The organism is Nocardia sp. NPDC046763, assembly GCF_040645495.1.
Classification (GTDB): domain Bacteria; phylum Actinomycetota; class Actinomycetes; order Mycobacteriales; family Mycobacteriaceae; genus Nocardia.
In genome coordinates this window covers 346855-363917 of sequence record NZ_JBEYYI010000003.1, presented here as the reverse complement: position 1 = coordinate 363917, position 17063 = coordinate 346855, and the positions used below count along the sequence as shown (strand labels likewise).

The 17063-nt window shown below is 69.0% G+C and carries 16 protein-coding genes; 5 read left to right on the top strand and 11 right to left on the bottom strand.

Annotated features, from left to right (window positions below):
- Nucleotides 1-121 precede the first annotated feature (121 nt).
- The 3 genes from cynR to ABZ909_RS06765 form a co-directional block, all read right to left on the bottom strand.
- Complete coding sequence (gene cynR / locus ABZ909_RS06775; protein ID WP_356996701.1) at nucleotides 122-1009, bottom strand: transcriptional regulator CynR; 888 nt, start codon at nucleotides 1007-1009, stop codon at nucleotides 122-124.
- A 124-nt stretch (nucleotides 1010-1133) separates the two neighbouring features.
- Complete coding sequence (locus tag ABZ909_RS06770) at nucleotides 1134-2411, bottom strand: isocitrate lyase/phosphoenolpyruvate mutase family protein (protein WP_356996699.1); 1278 nt, start codon at nucleotides 2409-2411, stop codon at nucleotides 1134-1136.
- 127 nt (nucleotides 2412-2538) lie between these two features.
- Nucleotides 2539-3099, bottom strand: a complete 561-nt coding sequence (locus tag ABZ909_RS06765; protein ID WP_356996698.1) for a MarR family winged helix-turn-helix transcriptional regulator — start codon at nucleotides 3097-3099, stop codon at nucleotides 2539-2541.
- 204 nt (nucleotides 3100-3303) lie between these two features.
- Between ABZ909_RS06765 and ABZ909_RS06760 the strand changes: the two genes are divergently transcribed.
- The 3 genes from ABZ909_RS06760 to ABZ909_RS06750 all read left to right on the top strand — a co-directional run bounded on the left by ABZ909_RS06760 (nucleotide 3304) and on the right by ABZ909_RS06750 (nucleotide 5667).
- Complete coding sequence (locus ABZ909_RS06760; protein WP_356996696.1) at nucleotides 3304-3741, top strand: nitroreductase family deazaflavin-dependent oxidoreductase; 438 nt, start codon at nucleotides 3304-3306, stop codon at nucleotides 3739-3741.
- 5 nt (nucleotides 3742-3746) lie between these two features.
- A complete protein-coding gene (locus ABZ909_RS06755) occupies nucleotides 3747-4658 on the top strand; it encodes an SDR family oxidoreductase (RefSeq protein ID WP_356996694.1) in 912 nt (303 codons plus the stop codon).
- Nucleotides 4659-4743: 85 nt separating this feature from the next.
- A complete protein-coding gene (locus ABZ909_RS06750; protein ID WP_356996692.1) occupies nucleotides 4744-5667 on the top strand; it encodes an NADP-dependent oxidoreductase in 924 nt (307 codons plus the stop codon).
- Between the two features lie 30 nt (nucleotides 5668-5697).
- Here the strand turns inward: ABZ909_RS06750 and ABZ909_RS06745 are convergent, their stop codons facing one another.
- The 6 genes from ABZ909_RS06745 to ABZ909_RS06720 all read right to left on the bottom strand — a co-directional run bounded on the left by ABZ909_RS06745 (nucleotide 5698) and on the right by ABZ909_RS06720 (nucleotide 12464).
- Entirely contained in the window at nucleotides 5698-6324 is a 627-nt protein-coding gene (locus ABZ909_RS06745) for a maleylpyruvate isomerase family mycothiol-dependent enzyme (protein ID WP_356996690.1), read from the bottom strand.
- Between the two features lie 292 nt (nucleotides 6325-6616).
- Nucleotides 6617-7348, bottom strand: coding sequence for an alpha/beta fold hydrolase (locus ABZ909_RS06740; RefSeq protein WP_356996689.1), 732 nt, complete (start codon nucleotides 7346-7348; stop codon nucleotides 6617-6619).
- Nucleotides 7349-7358: 10 nt separating this feature from the next.
- Nucleotides 7359-8825 (bottom strand): UbiD family decarboxylase, encoded by a 1467-nt coding sequence (locus ABZ909_RS06735; protein WP_356996687.1) that lies wholly within the window; start codon nucleotides 8823-8825, stop codon nucleotides 7359-7361.
- Nucleotides 8822-9421, bottom strand: coding sequence for a UbiX family flavin prenyltransferase (locus tag ABZ909_RS06730; protein ID WP_356996685.1), 600 nt, complete (start codon nucleotides 9419-9421; stop codon nucleotides 8822-8824). Before ABZ909_RS06730 ends, ABZ909_RS06735 begins: the two co-directional genes overlap by 4 nt.
- Nucleotides 9406-10722, bottom strand: a complete 1317-nt coding sequence (locus ABZ909_RS06725; protein WP_356996683.1) for an ArgE/DapE family deacylase — start codon at nucleotides 10720-10722, stop codon at nucleotides 9406-9408. The genes ABZ909_RS06730 and ABZ909_RS06725 overlap by 16 nt, the downstream gene beginning before the upstream one ends.
- Entirely contained in the window at nucleotides 10719-12464 is a 1746-nt protein-coding gene (locus ABZ909_RS06720; RefSeq protein WP_356996682.1) for an amidohydrolase family protein, read from the bottom strand. Before ABZ909_RS06720 ends, ABZ909_RS06725 begins: the two co-directional genes overlap by 4 nt.
- 107 nt (nucleotides 12465-12571) lie before the next feature.
- Between ABZ909_RS06720 and ABZ909_RS06715 the strand changes: the two genes are divergently transcribed.
- Both ABZ909_RS06715 and ABZ909_RS06710 read left to right on the top strand, forming a co-directional pair.
- Nucleotides 12572-13159, top strand: coding sequence for a TetR family transcriptional regulator (locus ABZ909_RS06715; RefSeq protein WP_356996681.1), 588 nt, complete (start codon nucleotides 12572-12574; stop codon nucleotides 13157-13159).
- A 99-nt stretch (nucleotides 13160-13258) separates the two neighbouring features.
- A complete protein-coding gene (locus tag ABZ909_RS06710; RefSeq protein ID WP_356996679.1) occupies nucleotides 13259-14299 on the top strand; it encodes an NAD(P)-dependent alcohol dehydrogenase in 1041 nt (346 codons plus the stop codon).
- An 18-nt stretch (nucleotides 14300-14317) separates the two neighbouring features.
- On the opposite strand, the gene ABZ909_RS06705 is transcribed toward ABZ909_RS06710, so the two are convergent.
- The gene (locus tag ABZ909_RS06705; protein WP_356996677.1) at nucleotides 14318-15547 is read right to left on the bottom strand and encodes a cytochrome P450; all 1230 of its coding nucleotides are present in this window, start codon (nucleotides 15545-15547) and stop codon (nucleotides 14318-14320) included.
- Between the two features lie 10 nt (nucleotides 15548-15557).
- Nucleotides 15558-16787, bottom strand: coding sequence for a cytochrome P450 (locus ABZ909_RS06700; RefSeq protein WP_356996675.1), 1230 nt, complete (start codon nucleotides 16785-16787; stop codon nucleotides 15558-15560).
- Nucleotides 16788-17063 lie beyond the last annotated feature (276 nt).

The window sequence follows — 17063 nt, the reverse complement described above, 5'->3', positions numbered from 1 at the left end:
ACACAACACCGATCGTCAATCGGCCGGCCCCGTCCCGTTCACCCTCGCCATTACCATGACCGGCGGGTATAGATCGCGCCGATGCCGTCCATCGGCAGAACGTCTGACCGGCAGGCGGGATTCACACGGACCGGCCGGCGCTCCAGTCCCGGGCGAGCCCGAAGAAGGCGCGCGCGGCCGCGGTGCGATAGGCGTTCTCGCGGCAGAGCAGCACCGCGACCCGGGTTGGCAGCGGCGGATCCAGCGCCACGGCCGTCAGGCGCGGATGGTCGCGGGCGATGCCGTCGGGCAGGATGGTGGCGAGCGCGGTGAGCTGAACCGCCTCGATGACCGCGTGAATCGAGTTGGCCTCCACCAGGATTCGCGGGCGCACACCCTGCTCGCGAAAATAGGCGTCGATGTGCAGCCGGGTGACGAATTCCCGATTGAGCAGGGCGAGATCGTATTCGGCGAGCTTCGCGGCCGGCAGGCGCGAACGCCGAGTCCGGCGATCGGCGCCGACCAGGCTCAGCGTCTCGGTGAACAGGGTGGCGGCCTCGATACCCGGCAGGTGCCCGCCCGCGAACCCGATCCCGACGTCGATATCGTCGGCCAGCAGCCCGGATTCGATCACGTCCTGATTTGTTTCGCGAATGTCGAGGGTGATGCCGGGATGCCGGGCGCGCAATTCGGCGATGAGCGGCCCGATCAGATAGGCCGCGAAGGTCGGGGTGTAGGCCAGCCGCAGATGGCCGCGCGACAGATCCTCGACATCGTGCACAGCCCGATCGGCCGCATCGAGTTCGGCCAGCGCGAGCCGAGCGTGGCGGGCATACACCTCCCCCGCGTCCGTGAGCCGGACAGCACGCCCGGTCCGATCCAGCAGTGGCGCACCCACCAGCCGCTCGAGCTGCCGAATCTGTTGCGAGAGCGTGGGCTGTGAGACATGCAGATCCTCGGCAGCGCGCGTGAAGCTCCCGTGCTCGGCCACGGCGAGCAGATACCGCAGATGGCGCAGCTCCGGGGTCACCCTTCGACTATAGACCAAGCCAATCGGCACACCCCTGACTGCGTGGCAAACACTATAACCCCAGTTCACCCGCTGGAGGCCAATCAGCTCTCACGGTCCGCGATCGTTCTGCGGCGGGTGCGGTTCAATCCTCTTCCGGCGGAGTGGGTATCAGGGTGGCGATGTCTCGATAGGTTGTCGCCGGTTCGACTCGGCCGCCGGCGCGGACCGTGCGTGCGGCGGTCACGGCCGCGTCGAGGGCCGCGCGGTAGAGGAGGGAGCCGGTGCTGACGCGCTTGACGCCGAGGCTCGCCAGGTCGGCGAGTGGGCGTTGGGCAAGGACGTTGAGCGGCACGGGAATTGCTCGGACGAGCGCGGTGATGTCGTCGTCGCGGATGACGCCGGGCACGAAGATGCCGTCGGCGCCGGCGTCGACGTAGCGGTGCGCGCGATCGAGGGTGGTGTCGTGGTCGCGGCCCAGCCAGTAGGTGTCGACGCGGGCATTGACGAACAGTCCGGGCGCACCGTCCTTGAGTCCACGGACCAGGTCGGCGTGTGCGCGGGCATCGCCGGCCGCGTCCTCCACGTTGACCCCGGCCACGCCCAGGTCCCACAGTCGCGCGGCCAGTTCACGCGGATCGGCGCCGAACCCCGATTCGATGTCGACGGTCACCGGGACGGGGAGCCGCACGAGTACGCCTGCCAGCGCCAGAGTTTCACGCAGCGTCGACCCGGCCGCGTCCGGCAGTCCGTGCGCCGCGGCCACGCCGAGACTGGTGGTGCCGATCGCCGGGTACCCGTCCGCGACCAGCGCGGCCGCCGTGGCGAAATCCCAGACATTGGGCAGCAGCAGCGGCTCGTCCCGATAGTGCAGCTGATGGAAGCGGCCCGCCGCCGCGGCCAAGGACAGCGCGTGCACCCGGCCCGGGCAAGCATGGCGACCGGATCCAAAGGGACGGCCGGTCAGATCGACCTCGATGAGCTCACCCGTCTCATCGAGGCGACGAGTGCTGGGCACCGGCGGATTCTCACCGGCGATCAGCGCTGCTGTCGCCGAGCACGCCTGCACCAGAATCCCGATCCGATTCGCGGTCACCTCGTCGGCGACTCCCCCGAACGCGGCGACCAGCCGATCGACCGCCGCATCAGCGGCCGCGCTCACCGGCCGATGCGGTTGATAGCACTCCGCGACCGCCTCGACATCGGCCACCGACACCCGAACACCCAGCGCCACAGCCAATTCCGCGACGTAATGCCCACGCCCGCGACGCAACGCAACCGCGTCCACCGCCGCCAACTCACGCTCCACGATCGCGCGGCGCCGGGAATGCTCGTCCCCATCACTGAACCGCGCCACCTGCGCACGCAACCACGCCACACCATGCTCGCCGGGCGAAACCGGCGGTACCGGAAGATCCAACATGATCATCACGCTAGAGCCGAAAAGGTTCGGCGTGCACCGAAATGTCGCGGGCACAGAGTCAGGCGCTCGGTCCAAACGAGCTCGGCCCGCTGACAATCGGGGCACGGGGACGGACACCATCGTGTCCTCAGGAAGCTGATTCGAGCGATTCTTCCGCCGTGTAGTGCTCGAGACCGGCCGGTGTCGCGTGGGCGCCGGGAACCTTGGCCGGGTCGTCGAGTCCGCCCGGGTAGTGCTCCGCGGTGAAGTGGCGGTCGATCGTCCGGGCGATGCCGGTGAGGGCGTCGAGTTGTTCCGGGGAGAGCACGTCGGCGAAGCAGTGGCGAATGCCCGCCACATAGGAAGGCCAGGCGGCCTGGAATGCGGCCCTGCCCGCATCGGTGAGCACGACGTCGTAGCCGCGGGCGTCACCCTGACTGGGTGCGCGTTCGACCGTGCCGCGAGTCTCCATCCGAGAGACCTGGCGAGAGAGGCGGCTTCGCTCCCACTGCAGGGCGGCGGCCATGTCGCGGGCGCGCAACCTGTGCCCCGGGGTATTGGACAGCCTGAGCAGGATCACGAAATCCGCCTCGGTCAGCCCGAAGTCGCGGACCAGCATGCGGGCGAGCACCACATTGATCTCGATGCGCATGTGCTGGAACGCGACCCAGGCGCGGGTCTCCCGCTCGTTCAGCGACTCCTCATCCATGACCGGGAGCCTACCCGGGATTGCCCATTTTGTTGACATGTAACTCTTTAGCGGCCTACGGTGGATTTGTTTACATAGCAACAAACAGTGGATGAGGGCCGCGCCGTTCGGCAGGCAGTTCGCACTGTCGCCGCCAACGGCCGGCCGGGCCACCACCACTCGATCCCGGCGCACGCCAGGGACCGTGAACGACAGGAGTTCGATATGAGTGAGGCGCTCGACTGGAACGCACAGACGATCGCGGAGTTTCGAGCGAACGACGGCAAGGTCGGCGGAGTGTTCGAGGGTGCACCGATCGTCCTGCTGCATCATCGCGGCCGCAAGAGCGGACGAGAGTACGTCAGCCCGGTGATGTACCTCCCGGACGACACGAAACCGGACATCATCTACGTCTTCGCGACCAGGGGCGGAGCACCCACCAATCCCGACTGGTACTACAACTTGACCGCTGCCGGTGACGGCCGCATCGAACGCGGAACCCGGGCGTACCGGGTGACCGTGCGCGAAGTGCCCGGCGCTGAGCGCGATCGCATCTACGCCGAGCAAGCGCGGCGGTACGCGGGCTTCGCCGAATACGAACGTCAAACCGCCGGCGTGCGCACCATTCCCGTTCTCGAACTCAGCCCGGCGGGAAGGGAGTAGCCGCCATGTCCGCGTCATCGAATGCGGCCGGCCCCGTCCTCGTGGTCGGCGCCACCGGTCATCTCGGATCCCAGGTCGTCGGCGAGCTCTCGGCCCGCGGCAAGAATGTGCGCGCGCTGGTCCGCCCCGCCAGCGATGCCACCGGATTGGAAGCTCGGGGCGTACAGATCGCCCGCGGTGACATGCTCGACCCGGACTCCCTTCTCGCCGCCATGGAAGGTGCGGATGCGGTGATCACCACCGCCGCCGGATACACCGGCTCGAACAAGAACGCCACCGAGATCGACACGGTCGGCAATGCCAACCTGGCCGCTGCCGCTGCGCAGGCCGGGGTGCGCCGGTTCGTGCTCACCAGCATCCTGACCAGCGACCGCACTCCCGATGTTCCGCACTTCTGGCACAAGAAACTTGCCGAGGACGCACTCGAACGCCTCGGTGTTCCGTTCGTCGCGCTGCGCCCCGGAGCCTTCCTCGATCAGATCGCCACCATCGGCGGCAACCCCCTCACCAGCGGCCGCATTCTGTGGATGGGCAAGGCCCGCACACCGCTGACCTTCGTGCTGACCGCCGATCTCGCCGGCCAGCTCGCCGCCGCCGTCGACGCGGACCTGCATCCCGGCGAACGCATCGACCTGGGCTGGGATCGTCCCACCAGCATCACCGAAGTGGCCGAGCTGCTGGGTCGCGCCGCTGATCGGACGATCAAGGTCAGGGCGGTCCCGCCGCTGGTCACCCGTGCCGCCGGTGCGCTCGTGGGACCGTTCGTGCCGTCGTTGAAAGACATGGCCGCAATGCTTCGCTGGTTCGACACCGGCCAGTACGTCGCCGACACGACGCGGCAAACCGAAGTCTTCGGGCGGCCACCGACCGCCGAGGACGCCACCGAACGCCTTGCCGCACAACTACTTGCGAAATGAAAGCTGACTCCGTATCCGGGCGCTGACGAGGCAAGCCCGCCCGGGGTGCTGTCAGGCGAGTCCACCCGAAGGAGAATCGAAGATCATGGCAAAGGCAGTCAGGTACAACGAGTTCGGCGGAATCGACGTGCTGCGGGTCGACGAAATCGAACGCCCGATGCCCGGTGACGGGCAGGTCCTCGTCCGGGTCAGGGCGGCCGGCATCAACCCCAGCGAGGCGGTCATCCGCACGGGAGCGCTGGCCGACATGTTCCCCTCGACCTTCCCGTCCGGGCAGGGCAGCGATCTCGCCGGGGTCATCGAGGAGGTCGGCGCCGGTGTCGGCGGATACTCACCCGGCGACGAGGTGATCGGATTCTCGGAGAACCGGGCCGCCCAGGCCGAGCTGGTCCTCGTCGAGGCCACCAACCTCACCCGCAAGCCGGAGAGCGTCCCATGGGAGGTGGCCGGCGGCCTGTACGTCGCGGGCGTAACCGCCTGGGGCGCAGTGCGTTCCGTTCAGCTCGAACAGGGCGAGACCGTCGTCGTCTCCGGGGCCGCAGGGGGCGTGGGCTCGCTCGCCGTCCAGCTCGCGCGACGTGCCGGGGCCACGGTCATCGGCCTGGCGAGCGAGAGCAACCACGCGTGGCTGCAGCGCCACGGCGTGATCCCGATCGCGTACGGCGACGACGTCGCGGACCGGATCAAGGCCGCCGCCCCCGAAGGTGTCGACGCCTTCATCGACACCTTCGGCAACGGGTACGTCGAGCTGGCCCTCGCCCTCGGCGTCACGACCGAGCGGATCGACACCATCGCCGATTACGCCGCAGCCGCGCAGTACGGGGTGAAGACCGACGGCGGGGCGGAGGCCGGGCCCGGCGGCACGGTGCTCGCCGAGCTCGCCGGCCTGATCGCCGACGGACGCCTCGAGGTCCCGATCGCGAACGTCTACCCGCTGGCACAGGTCCGCGAGGCCTATACCGAACTCGAACGCCGCCACACCCACGGCAAGATCGTCCTCAGGCCCTGAGCGTGACAGCGTGGCCGGTCCGGGACCGATTCAGAGACGGCTGCGCAGCGTGGGCAAGCCGGGCCCGGTGAGGTCGTCGCAATAGGCGGCTCTCCCCGCCATCGCCATGGTCAAGGCGATGGTTGTTCCGCTGACCAGGGGGCCGGTTCCGGTGGCAAAGGGTCCGTCGGTCGCTTCCAGCCGCAGATCTTCGATCACGCTGCGGCTGCGGACGGTGAAGTCCCGGCTGGCGAAGAACCGGGCGACCTCGGTGACGGCCTCGATCGAGGGCTCGCGCGGCAGTCCCAGCGGACGGCGGATGTCCTGGCCGTGGACGACCACCTCACCGAGCCAGGCAGCCGGGTGCCCGAACGGCGCGGTGGTGCTGGTGATGATCGCCCGGAACCGGTCCAACGTCTCCGCGGGAGTCGCGCCCCGATGCTCGGCCAGCCGCCGGGCATTGTGTTCCTCGAAGTCGAAGCGAGCCCCGAAAACGCTGACCAGCCACCGGATTCGGCCGGTACTCGCCGCCGCCGTGAGGTGCGCGACGACCTCCTCCACCGTCCACTGTCCGCACAGCGACCGCGCTTCCCACTGCCGATCGTTCAGATCAGCGAGATCATCGGCCAGCGCCGCACGTTCGGCATGAGCCATGGCCCACAACTCGTCACGAGACATAGCATTCGACACTCGAGGAAACCTCCCAGCTCGGCGCCGCCTGCCGATGAAAGCGCGGTGATGGTCCGGCCATCGACCCGTCACATCTCACCAGCATGGCGGCGGTTCGTCATTCCCCTCTACCGACCGCGCCACTCGCCGAAACTCATCGGCCCACGCTGCTGTCCCATGCGCATCGGCAGACACCGGGAGCCGAGCTCGACAGGGGAACTTGTCATGACCAGCATTCCAGGTGCGGTGATCGGCGCTGTGCGTTGCGCCCCCGAATCCGGCGAATCAAGATATCGGCGAGCTATCCCACCCGATCCGCGAAATTCAACAGGTGTGCGGTCAGCTCGGCGGGCGCGGACAGGAATGGGGAGTGCCCGGTGGGCAGCGAGACGGTGTCGGTGATGCCGTCACGCCGGTAGAGGGTCTGCTGGACATCGGCGGGAAGGAGCGCGTCCTCCGAGGTGATCACTCCCAATCGTGGGAGGGCCAGGTATCGGCTGGTGGTGTGGTCGATGCGACTGGTGATGGTCGCGGTCGGCTCGGGGGTGAGCAGCCGGAGCGCGAGGGCGATATCGATCGCGTCGCAGTCGTTGTAGAAGAATCGCGTGGCCGCCTCGGGCTCGATCTCGAAGGTCTCGGCGTCGGAGTCGGCCGAGATGTGGGGACCCAGCGTCACCAGGATGTCCGCCAGGGCCGGATCGGTGGCAAGGGACTGTCCGCCCGCGACCACGTCGGCGGCGACGTAGGCGACCCCCGCGATCCGGTCCGCGCAGTGTTCCGCGGCCGCCTTCACCGTGACACCGCCCATCGAGTGGCCGACCAGAATCGCCTTGTCCGCGAGCGGATTCAGGACCGATCGCACGCGGTCGAGATACGCGGCACCGGTCAGGCCCCGGGCGGGCGTGCGGTCCCTGCCGTGGCCCGGCAGGTCGGGTGTCACGACCGTGTGCCCGCGGGATTCGAGCAGCGGCACGATCTTGTACCAGCACCACGCGCCATGGCTCCCACCGTGAATCAGCACGAATGTGCTCATACCGACCCCCTCAGTTCTTTCCGCGCAGGTCGATCGGGGTGAGGTTCCATGCGGCGACGCGGTGTTCGATCCGCCGTTTCAGGTCTTCCGGATAGCTGGTCGCGAAGTCGCTTCGTTGTGGAATGTCCTGTGGTGCAAGGTCGATCGGCCAGGTGCAGTCGAGCAGGACGTTCGCACCGCCGGACCCGAGGGCGCGGTGCGGGCCGGGCGGCAGGTAGGGCTGCAAGGGGGCGTTGTAGAAGCCGGGGTAGACGTGAATGTCCCGTGCCGGATGGCATTTGGCCACGACCGCGTGCAGGACGGCGTCGGTGTCCATGGGGTCGACGTCGGTGTTCACCACGATGACGTAGGGCGTGAGTTTGCTGCCGGCGGCGTCGGACCAGATGGTGGCGGCGATGCGCTGCGGGAGTCCCGCGATCGGGGTGTCGGTCGAGACGACGACGGCCATCCCATTGCCGGCGCGGGGCACACCGACCTTGTCGATGGGCAGTCTGGCCTGCAGCAGGGCGCGTTTGAAGTTCGCCGCCATCTGGATCTGCGGGAACACCATGTCCATCGGGATGCCCATGCTGCACGTCGGCAGGATCGCCCGGTGCCGGTAGGTGACGGCGGTGACGCGCACGACCGGGGCCGGCGCCGGATCGGAGACCAGGTAGCCCGGGTATTCGGCGAACGGCCCCTCGGGCAGGACGTCGCCCGGGGACACCGTGCCCTCGACCACGATCTCGGCATCGGCGGGGACAGTGAGATCGACGGTTTTGCACCGCACGAGTTCGACTGGGCGGCCGCGCATTCCGCCCGCGATGTCGACCTCCGAGACTCCGGGCGGCGCGCCCGGACCGCCCAGGATCGTGTAGATCGGGTCACCGCCGAAGAACATGGCGTACGGCATGGGCCGGTCTTCGCGGTGATAGGCGGCCATGATCCGGCCGCCGTGGTTGATCTGCGGATGCAGCGTGATGCCGAGCGCTCGGGGCCCGTGGATCATGCCGCGGTAGATGCCCCAGTTGGTCCAGTCGCTGTCGGGGTCCTTGGTGACGCTGACGCCGAAGGTACCCAGATACCGGCCGCCGTCACCGGGGTGGCCGTGGATGGCGGGCAGTCCGGTGAGGTCCGCGTCGTCACCGAGCAGGACATTCTGCTGGCACGCCCCCTCGGCGACGACGACGGGTTCGGTGGTGCGGCCGAATCGTTCGCGATAGCAGTCGATGATGTCGTGCACATCGGTGTCGGCGGGCAGGCCGAGCGCGATCGCGACCCCAGGGAAGGTCGCGAACATGTTGGCCGCCAAGCGCATTCCTGGAATCGAATCCTTCACGCGACTGTAGATCGGTCCGGGCAGCCCGGATTCGAGGAGGTGGCGGTTGATCGCGCCGGCCTCGAGGTACCAGTCGACGGGCTCGTCGATGCCATGCATCAGCCCAGCGGCAGTGAGGGTGTCCAGAAATGCTCGGAAATCGGTGCGGGCGTGGTTCATCGGTCCCCTTCGGGAGTGTGCCAGCGGGCGAAAAGGTGGTGGTCGATGCCGAATTGGTCGAGGATCTTGCCGGCGGTCTGCCGGAGCAGGTCGTCGATGGTCCGGGGCCGGTGATAGAAGGCCGGCACCGGTGGCAGCACCGTCGCTCCGGCGAGGGTGACGGTTTCCATGTTCCGGATGTGGATCAGGTTGAGCGGTGTCTCGCGCACCGCCAGCACCAGGGGGCGGCGTTCCTTGAGGGTGACATCCGCCGCCCGGGCCAGCAGGTTGTCGCCATGTCCGGTGGCCACGGCCGCGAGCGTGCGCGCCGAACACGGCACCACGGCCATGCCCAGGGTCCGGAACGACCCCGAGGCGATGGCGGCGGCCAGGTCGGCGGGGTGGTGGACCACATCGGCCAGCGCTGCCACCTCCTCGACGCTCGAACCGGTTTCGAGCCGGATGCAGCGCCGCGCCCCGTGCGAGATGACCAGATGCGTTTCCACCGCCCGGGATTCGGCCAGCGCGCGCAGCAGGGTGATGCCCAGCTGCGGCGCGCTCGACCCCGAGATGCCGACGACGAGGCGGGGCTTGGGGGCGTTCAATCCGTCCCGCACCAGTCGATCGCGGCGACCGCGTATGTCTTTGCCGCACAGACGAGTTCATCGATCGCGCACCGCTCGTCCACCGCGTGCGCCATGACCAGTCGACCCGGCCCCAGTCCGACGGCGGGGATGCCGGCGGCGGTGAACCAGGTGAGATCGGTGGCCGACGGGAACGGCCGCACGTCGGGTACACCCGCGAAGGCGGTGTCGAGCGTGGCCCGTTCACGAGCCGCGCAGACCGTCCGGGTGAACGGATGATCCTCGTTGGTGCGCCCGCCCGGATAGTGCATGGGCCAGTCGATGCGCGGCGGGTTGGCGCGCAGCCACGGGTCCTGTTGCGCGATGCCGGTGACCGTCTGCACGATCTCCGACTGGATCTCCGCCACCGGCACCGCCGGCGGATAGAAGATCGCGTAGTCGAGAGTGGTCTCGTCGGGAATGAACGCGACATTGCGGCTGCCGCGCGCACCGCCGTCGATCACATCGAGACCGATGGTGAACTGGCCCTTGTCGAACAGCGGATCGACCCGGCTCGCCACCCACTCGTCCTCCAGTCGGCGCAACCCGTCGTGGATGCGCAGGGCCGCGTCGATGGCGCTCGCGGCGACCGGTTCGCCGGGATGCCCGGCCCGCAGGTGGGACCGCATCGACGCGTGCGCCGAACGCCCGGTCACCAAGATGCGCATGACCAGCACGCCGGGCGTGGCGGGCATGACGGTCAGCGGAACGCGGGCGCCGGTCGGTTCGGCGATGATCGCCGCGTCGGCGGTGAAGCCCCGCTCGAGGACCGCGGAGGTCCCCATGTGGTGTTCGAGATTCTCCTCGCCCGCCACGCCCTGCAGGATCAGGTCGCCGCGCAACCGCACCCCGGCCTGCCGTAATGCCATGGCGGCGAACGCCTGCGCGATCAGGCCGCCCTTCATGTCCACCGAGCCTCGGCCCCACACGTGGGTGTCGTCGACGAAGGCGGTGAACGGGTCGTGCGTCCACTGCGCGGTGTCGTCGGCCGGAACGACATCGACATGACCGTTGAAGATCAGTGACCGCCCGCCGCCGCGCCCGGGCACCACCCCGACGACATTGTCGCGGCCCGGGGCCTTGCCGAACAGTTCGGTCTCCGCCCCGGCCTGCCGGTACAGCCCGGCCAGCAGCCCGGAGACCGCCGATTCGCCGCCGGCCAGGTCCTCGTAGTCCTGGTCCGGGTAGGTGGGGTTCACGCTGCGGATGGCGATGGCCTCGGCGAGCGCGGCCACCAATTCGTCACGCAGACCGTCGATCCGAGCGAGCACACGATCCGTCGCCTGGGCGTTCACGCGTGCACCCCCTGCGTCTCGGCGGCCGCCGGCGCGGCGAGATCGCCGCTGTCGTGGACGACCGTGCCGCCCAGATAGGTCCGCAGCACCCGGGTGTCCCGCAGGTCGTCGATCGGGCACGTCACCGGATCGCGATCCACGATCACCACATCGGCGTGGTTTCCCGGTGCGAGAGAGCCGATTCCGGGCCAGCCGAGCACCTTCGCCGCGCCCGTGGTCCACATGCGCAGCGCGTCGGCGCGGGACACCTTCTGGTCGGGTCCGTCATTGCGGTGGTCGCTGCCGGCGAACCGATGGGTGTGCGCGAGTTCGATCTGCTCCCACGGGTTCTTCGGTCCCCAATCCGATCCGCCCGCCAGATCCAGGCCGCATTCGGTCAACCGGTGCAGCGGTTCCAGGTCGCGCCAGACGTGCTCGCCCATCCGCTCGCCGTACATCGCGCCCTTCCCCCACGCGAAGCCCGCACTGGTGGTGACCTGGAAGCCGAGGTCGGCGTAGCGGCGGGCCTGCCGCCGCGTGATCGTCATGGCGTGCTGCAGAATCCAGCGCCGGTCGCGGAAGTCGTGTTCGCGCACAACGCGTTCGGCGATGTCGAGGAAGTCGTCGTGCTCACGGTAGGCGCCCAGGCACAGGTTCGCGCGAATGTCGTTGGCGGCGCAGAACCTGACGAACGCCTCCTCCTTCTCCAGCGACACGAAACGCACACCGCGCGTGGGTCGGCCGAACGGATCGGAGTACTTCTCGTAGGTGGCGAAGTAGCCCGAGAAGCAGGGGCCGCCGGGACTCAGGGTGAGACCGTCGACGCGCAGCAGATCGTCGTCGAGATCCGAGGCCAGCTCGGCCAGGTGGTGCAGCCGGTCGTCGAACTCGGCGCCGGTCAGCGGATCGAACGGATAGAAGATGACCGACTCGGCATCCAGTGTCGCCTGGACACGCAGGGTCAGCGCATCGGTGGCGCGCAGATGCCGGTACAGCGCAAGGTGTTCCGGTTCCAGGGCGTGACCCTCGTACACGCTGGTCACACCTTGCGCCGAGTAACGGGCCATTTCCGCCGTCGTCCCGGCGACGGCGTTCGCCATGTCCGGGGGTGGCAGTTTGGTGAGGATCTGACCCCAGAAGGGGTCGTAGGTGTAGTAGTTCGTCACCGGCCCGCGCAGGATCCCGGTCAGGTCGCCGGAGTCGTTCTTGTCGATCTCGACATCGCAGACCCGGTCCGGGATGAACGCGGTGAGCCCGACGGCCCGCAGCCCGGCGGTGTTGAACGCCACCACATTCGGCATGCGGGGCGCCCAGGCCTGAATGAGGACCGGATGCGCGTCGGTCGCGGTGTCGAGGGTCCACCGATCGGGCAGGCGGCGCTCGAGCAGATCCCGCTCGGAACGGCGGATGAAGTAGTGCGGCTCGCCCACGGGCGTGCACATGATCCACTGCCCCGGCGGCGTGTGCGCGGCCTTGGCCCGGATCCGCGCCACGATGTCCGCGTGATCGACCGCGTCGGTCAGATCCACCAGCCCGCCCGCCAGCATCCCGAAGTGCATGACGTGCGGGTGGGTGTCGATGAGGCCGGGCAGCACCACGCCGTCGCCGGCCTCGACGTGCCGGGCGTCCGGTCCCGCGGCCGCCCGCATGGTGTCGCGATCCCCCACTGCCAGAACGCGTCCGCCGGACAGCACGAGTGCCTCGGCTTCCGGGGTGTTCGGATCGAGCGTGCGTACCCGCCCGGTGATGATCGTGTTGGTCATAGCTGTCCTCCGCTGCCAACCGGTTGTGTCTACCGCGCACACCGTACCTCAAGTTTTCTCCATTTGGAGAAGTTTTGTGAATCGAGGTCGACGGTACGATGGCCCCCATGACGACGTCCGTGCGCGAGCCGCGGATGGCCCGGGGGGCCGCCCGCCGCGAGGCCCTGCTGGAGGCCGCGATCCGACTACTGGCCCGCGAAGGCGCCCGCGCCGTGACCCACCGCGCCGTCGCCGCGGAGGCGGGAACCACCCACGGCAACGCCCGCTACTACTTCGGCACACTCGACCAACTGCTCGACGAAGCCCTGCGCCAACTGGCCGCCCGGCAGATCGACGAGGTCCGCGCCCTGTTCGACGGCCTGCCCGATGTGGATGTCCCCCAACGGATTTCACGCCTCGTCGACTACGTGACCGGAACCCTGGCCGGGGACCGCGACGCCGCGATCGCCCGCTACGAGTTCTTCCTGGAAGTCGCCCGCCGCCCCAACCTCCGGGCCAGCCTCGACGAATGGGGAGCCACCCAGCGCACCGCCTTCGCCGCAGAACTCCGCGGCGCCGGCGCCACCGACCCCGAGGCCGCCGCCGCCGACCTCCTCACGCTCGTCAACGGCCTGGTCCTCGAGCAACTCGCCATGCCCACCGACGATTTCGAATCCGCCCGCCTCCGACCGGCCATCGCCCGCTTCTTCCCCTGAGGCCGCGCGTCCCTCCGCGAGATCGACCGGACCAGCCCGAGTTCTTGCCGCCCCGCCCGACCGTGCACGACCGAGCCGCTCGACCGGAAGGAAGTCGCCATGAAGGCTTTGCAGTACGTCACCGTGGGCAAGGAACCGGAGGTCCGGGAGATACCCACGCCCGAACCCGGCCCCGGACAGGTGCTGTTGCAGGTGACCGCGGCGGGCGTGTGCCACTCCGATGATTTCGTGATGTCCCGGCCCGCAGAGGCATTCGGGTTCGAGCTGCCACTGACCCTCGGGCACGAGGGGGCGGGCACGGTGGCCGCGGTCGGGGCCGGGGTGCGTGGGCTGGAACTGGGCGCCAATGTCGTGGTGTACGGCCCGTGGGGGTGCGGCGCCTGCTGGTTCTGCGCGCAGGGTCTGGAGAACTATTGTTCGCGCGCCGCCGAATTGGGGATCTTCCCGCCCGGCCTGGGCGCGCCGGGTGCGATCGCCGAGTACATGATCGTCGATTCGCCGCGGCATCTGGTGCCGATCGGGGACCTCGATCCGGTGGCGACGGTGCCGCTCACCGATGCCGGGCTCACCCCGTACCACGCGATCAAGCGGTCGCTGGGCAAGGTGCGCGCCGGTTCGTGGGCCGTGGTGATCGGCAGCGGCGGCCTCGGGCACGTCGCGATCCAGTTGCTGCGGCACCTGACCCCGGCGCGCGTCATCGCCCTCGACGTCTCCGACGACAAGCTCGAGTTCGCGAAATCCGTTGGGGCACACGAGGCGGTGCTGTCGAACGACCGGGCGGCCGAGAACGTCCGCAAGATCACCGGCAGCGCCGGGGCGAGCCTGGTGCTGGATTTCGTCGGCTATCAACCGACCGTCGACATCGCGATGGCGGTGGCGGGGGTGGATTCCGATGTGGCCCTCATCGGCCTCGGCGACGGAAAGTCGGCGGCGCGAGTCGGATTCGGCATCAGCCCGTACGAGGCGGCGGTCACCGCCCCGTACTGGGGCTCACGCAGTGAGCTGATCGAGCTGATCGATCTCGCACACGAGGGTGTCCTCGAGATCGCGACCGAGCGCTTCGGTCTCGACGAAGGCCCGGAAGCCTATCGGCGGCTGGCGGCGGGCACGCTGCGCGGCCGCGCCGTCATCGTGCCCTGACACCGCCGCCTGCGCCGACTACCGGTCGGCCGTGAGACGGACCGGCAGCGAGGCGTGCCCGTTGGAGATGAAGCTGGGCAGAGCGGGGAGTTCGTCCACCGGGACGGCCAGGCGCAGATCCGGGAAGCGGTGGAAGAGCTGCGGGAGCGCGATATTCGCCTCCAGGCGGGCCAGGGGCGCGCCGAGGCAGTGATGGACGCCGTGACCGAAAGCCATGTGGCTCTTGTTCTCCCGAGTGAGGTCGAATTCGGTGGCGGTGTCGCCGTGCACCTTCGCGTCACGGCCGGGGGCGGCGTAGCAGACGATGATGGGGTCACCCTTGGCGATGTGGACGTCCTCGTAGTCGATGTCCTCGACGGCGAACCGCAGCGGGGCGTGCACGACCGCGGTCTCGAAACGCAATGACTCCTCGACCAGTTCGGGCCAGGCGACCTCCCCGGCGCGCAGCGCCTTCAGCTGATCGGGGTGGCCGAGGGCGGCGGTGATGGCCTGGTCGAGCAGGTTGATGGTGGTCTCGTGGCCGGCGCTGATGACCAGCAGCAGGGTGTCGACCAGTTCCTGCTCGGCCAGCCGCGAGCCGTCCTCGTCGTCGCGGGCGGCGATGAGCGCGCTGGTCAGGTCGTCGCCGGGCTCGGCGCGCTTGCGGGCGACGAGTTCGCCGAGCAGGCGGTAGAGCTCGAAGTAGTGGGCCGCCGCTTCCTCCGCGCCGAGGGTGGTGTCGAACAGCCCGTCCGCGCAGACTCGCAGGTCGGGCAGCATTTCATCCGGGACGCCCATCAATTCGGAGATGACGCGGATGGGCAGCCGGTAGCAGAACACCTCGCGCAGGTCGATCACCTCACCGGCGGGCAGAGCGGCCAGCGCGTCGAGCAGTTCCGCGGTGATGGCCTCGATCCGCGGCTGCAGGGCGGCGCTGCGGCGCGCGGTGAAGGCGGGCGCGACGAGCTTGCGCAGTCGCCGGTGGTCGGCGCCATAGGCGGTGAACATATTGTTCACCGCCACCCACGCGAACAGCGGCCAGTCGGACTGCACCTCACCGTTGATGAACGCGGGCCAGTGCTGACGCGGGTCCTTGGAGACGCGGGCATCGGTGAGCAGCCGTTCGAGCAGGCGGGTATCGGTGACCGACCATGCGCGCACCCCGCCGGGCAGCTCCACCAGAGTGGCGGGCCCGCGCTCGCGGAGCCGCTCGATCTCGCCCTGGGTGTCGACGCCGGTGGGGTCGAGGGTGATGGGTTCGGCGGTCATGGTGTTCTCCTCAGTTCACGTGCATGGGCAGGGCCGGCGGGAAAACGACGGGGAGCTGGCTCAGCGCGCGATGGAAAGGCCCCGGCCGCCAGATCAATTCGGCATCGGGCACGGCGAGCCGCAGTTCCGGGAGTGCGTCGAGCAACTGGTCGATGGCGTCCTGGGCGATGAGGTAGGCCGGTGACCGGGCCGGGCAGGCGTGCGGTCCGACGCTCCACGCGAGATGCGCGCGGTTGTCGGTGAATTCGCGCGCGCCGACCGCGGGATCGTTGTTGCAGGCCGCCATGCTCACCACCACCGGCTGATGCGCGGGCAGCCACACGCCGTCGACGAGAATCGGATGTCGCGGATAGCTGACGCAGTAGTTGGCGCCGGGCGGGTCGGTGAACAGCACCTCGTCGAGAGCGCCGCGGGTGGACATGCTGCCGCCCAGCAGGCTTCCCGCGAACCGGGTGTCGGTGAGCATGAGCCGCAGGGTGTTGACGATCAGGTTCTGCTCGGGTTCGATGCCCGCGCCGTAGAGGGTGGCGATCTGGTGGATCATCTCCTCGTCGGTGAGCTCCGCCGGGTGCGCGATCAGCCGCGACACTACATCGTCGCCGGGCTGGGCACGTTTGAGCACGACCAGCTCCAGCACGGCCGAGGTGATCATCTGGTTTCCGGCCTCGGCGTCGACGCCCTCCCAGATCGCCGCCTGACCGGCCGCGATGCGCTGCCCGATGGCCGGCGGGCAGCCCAGCAGCGCGTTGATCACGTGGAACGCGAGCGGAAACGCGTACTGCGACACCAGATCCGCGCTCCCGTCCGCGCAGAACGCGTTGATCAGCGGTACCGCGACCCGTTCCACGGTGGCGTGCAGGGCGTGCGGATCCACCGCGTCGAGTGCGGCCACATTGGCCGTCCGGTACCGCCGGTGATCGGATCCGCTGCTGCGCAACGCATTGGGCCGCCATTCGAGCATCGGCATGACCGGGCTGTCCGGCGGCGCGGTGCGCTGCCACACGCGCGGATCGGCGGGAAAATGCTCCGGGTCATTGAGGATTCGCAGTGCGGTCCGGTACCCGATCACCAGCGTGGCCGGCACTCCCGGCGCCAGCTCCACCGGCGCCAGCGTTCCGAACCGCGCCCGCAGCTCACGATAGATACGGTGCGGATCCGCCGCGAACTCGGGTGAGTAGAGCGGCACGCGTGATTCCCCACCCACGGCGTGTGCCCCGTCGGCAATGCCGCCATGCGTCATAACCAGTCAATTCTCTTGTGCTCCAGCCGATCCCGGGACCGGCCTCGCCACGGTAACAGAGGAACCGGTCTCCGCGACGGCAACGAGCCAGAACGGCGAACTCGCGCGCGGCGCGTGCTGCGAGGCGGCCGCCGTCCGCGCCTCAGCCGATGATCATATCGGCGGCGGTGCGCAGCCCCGCCACCGCGTATTCGGGGATCCGGGTGTCGTCGAGTGCGGTCCCGATCAGGATCCGGCGCTGCCGGATCATCCGCTCCACTTCGAAACGTGCCGTGA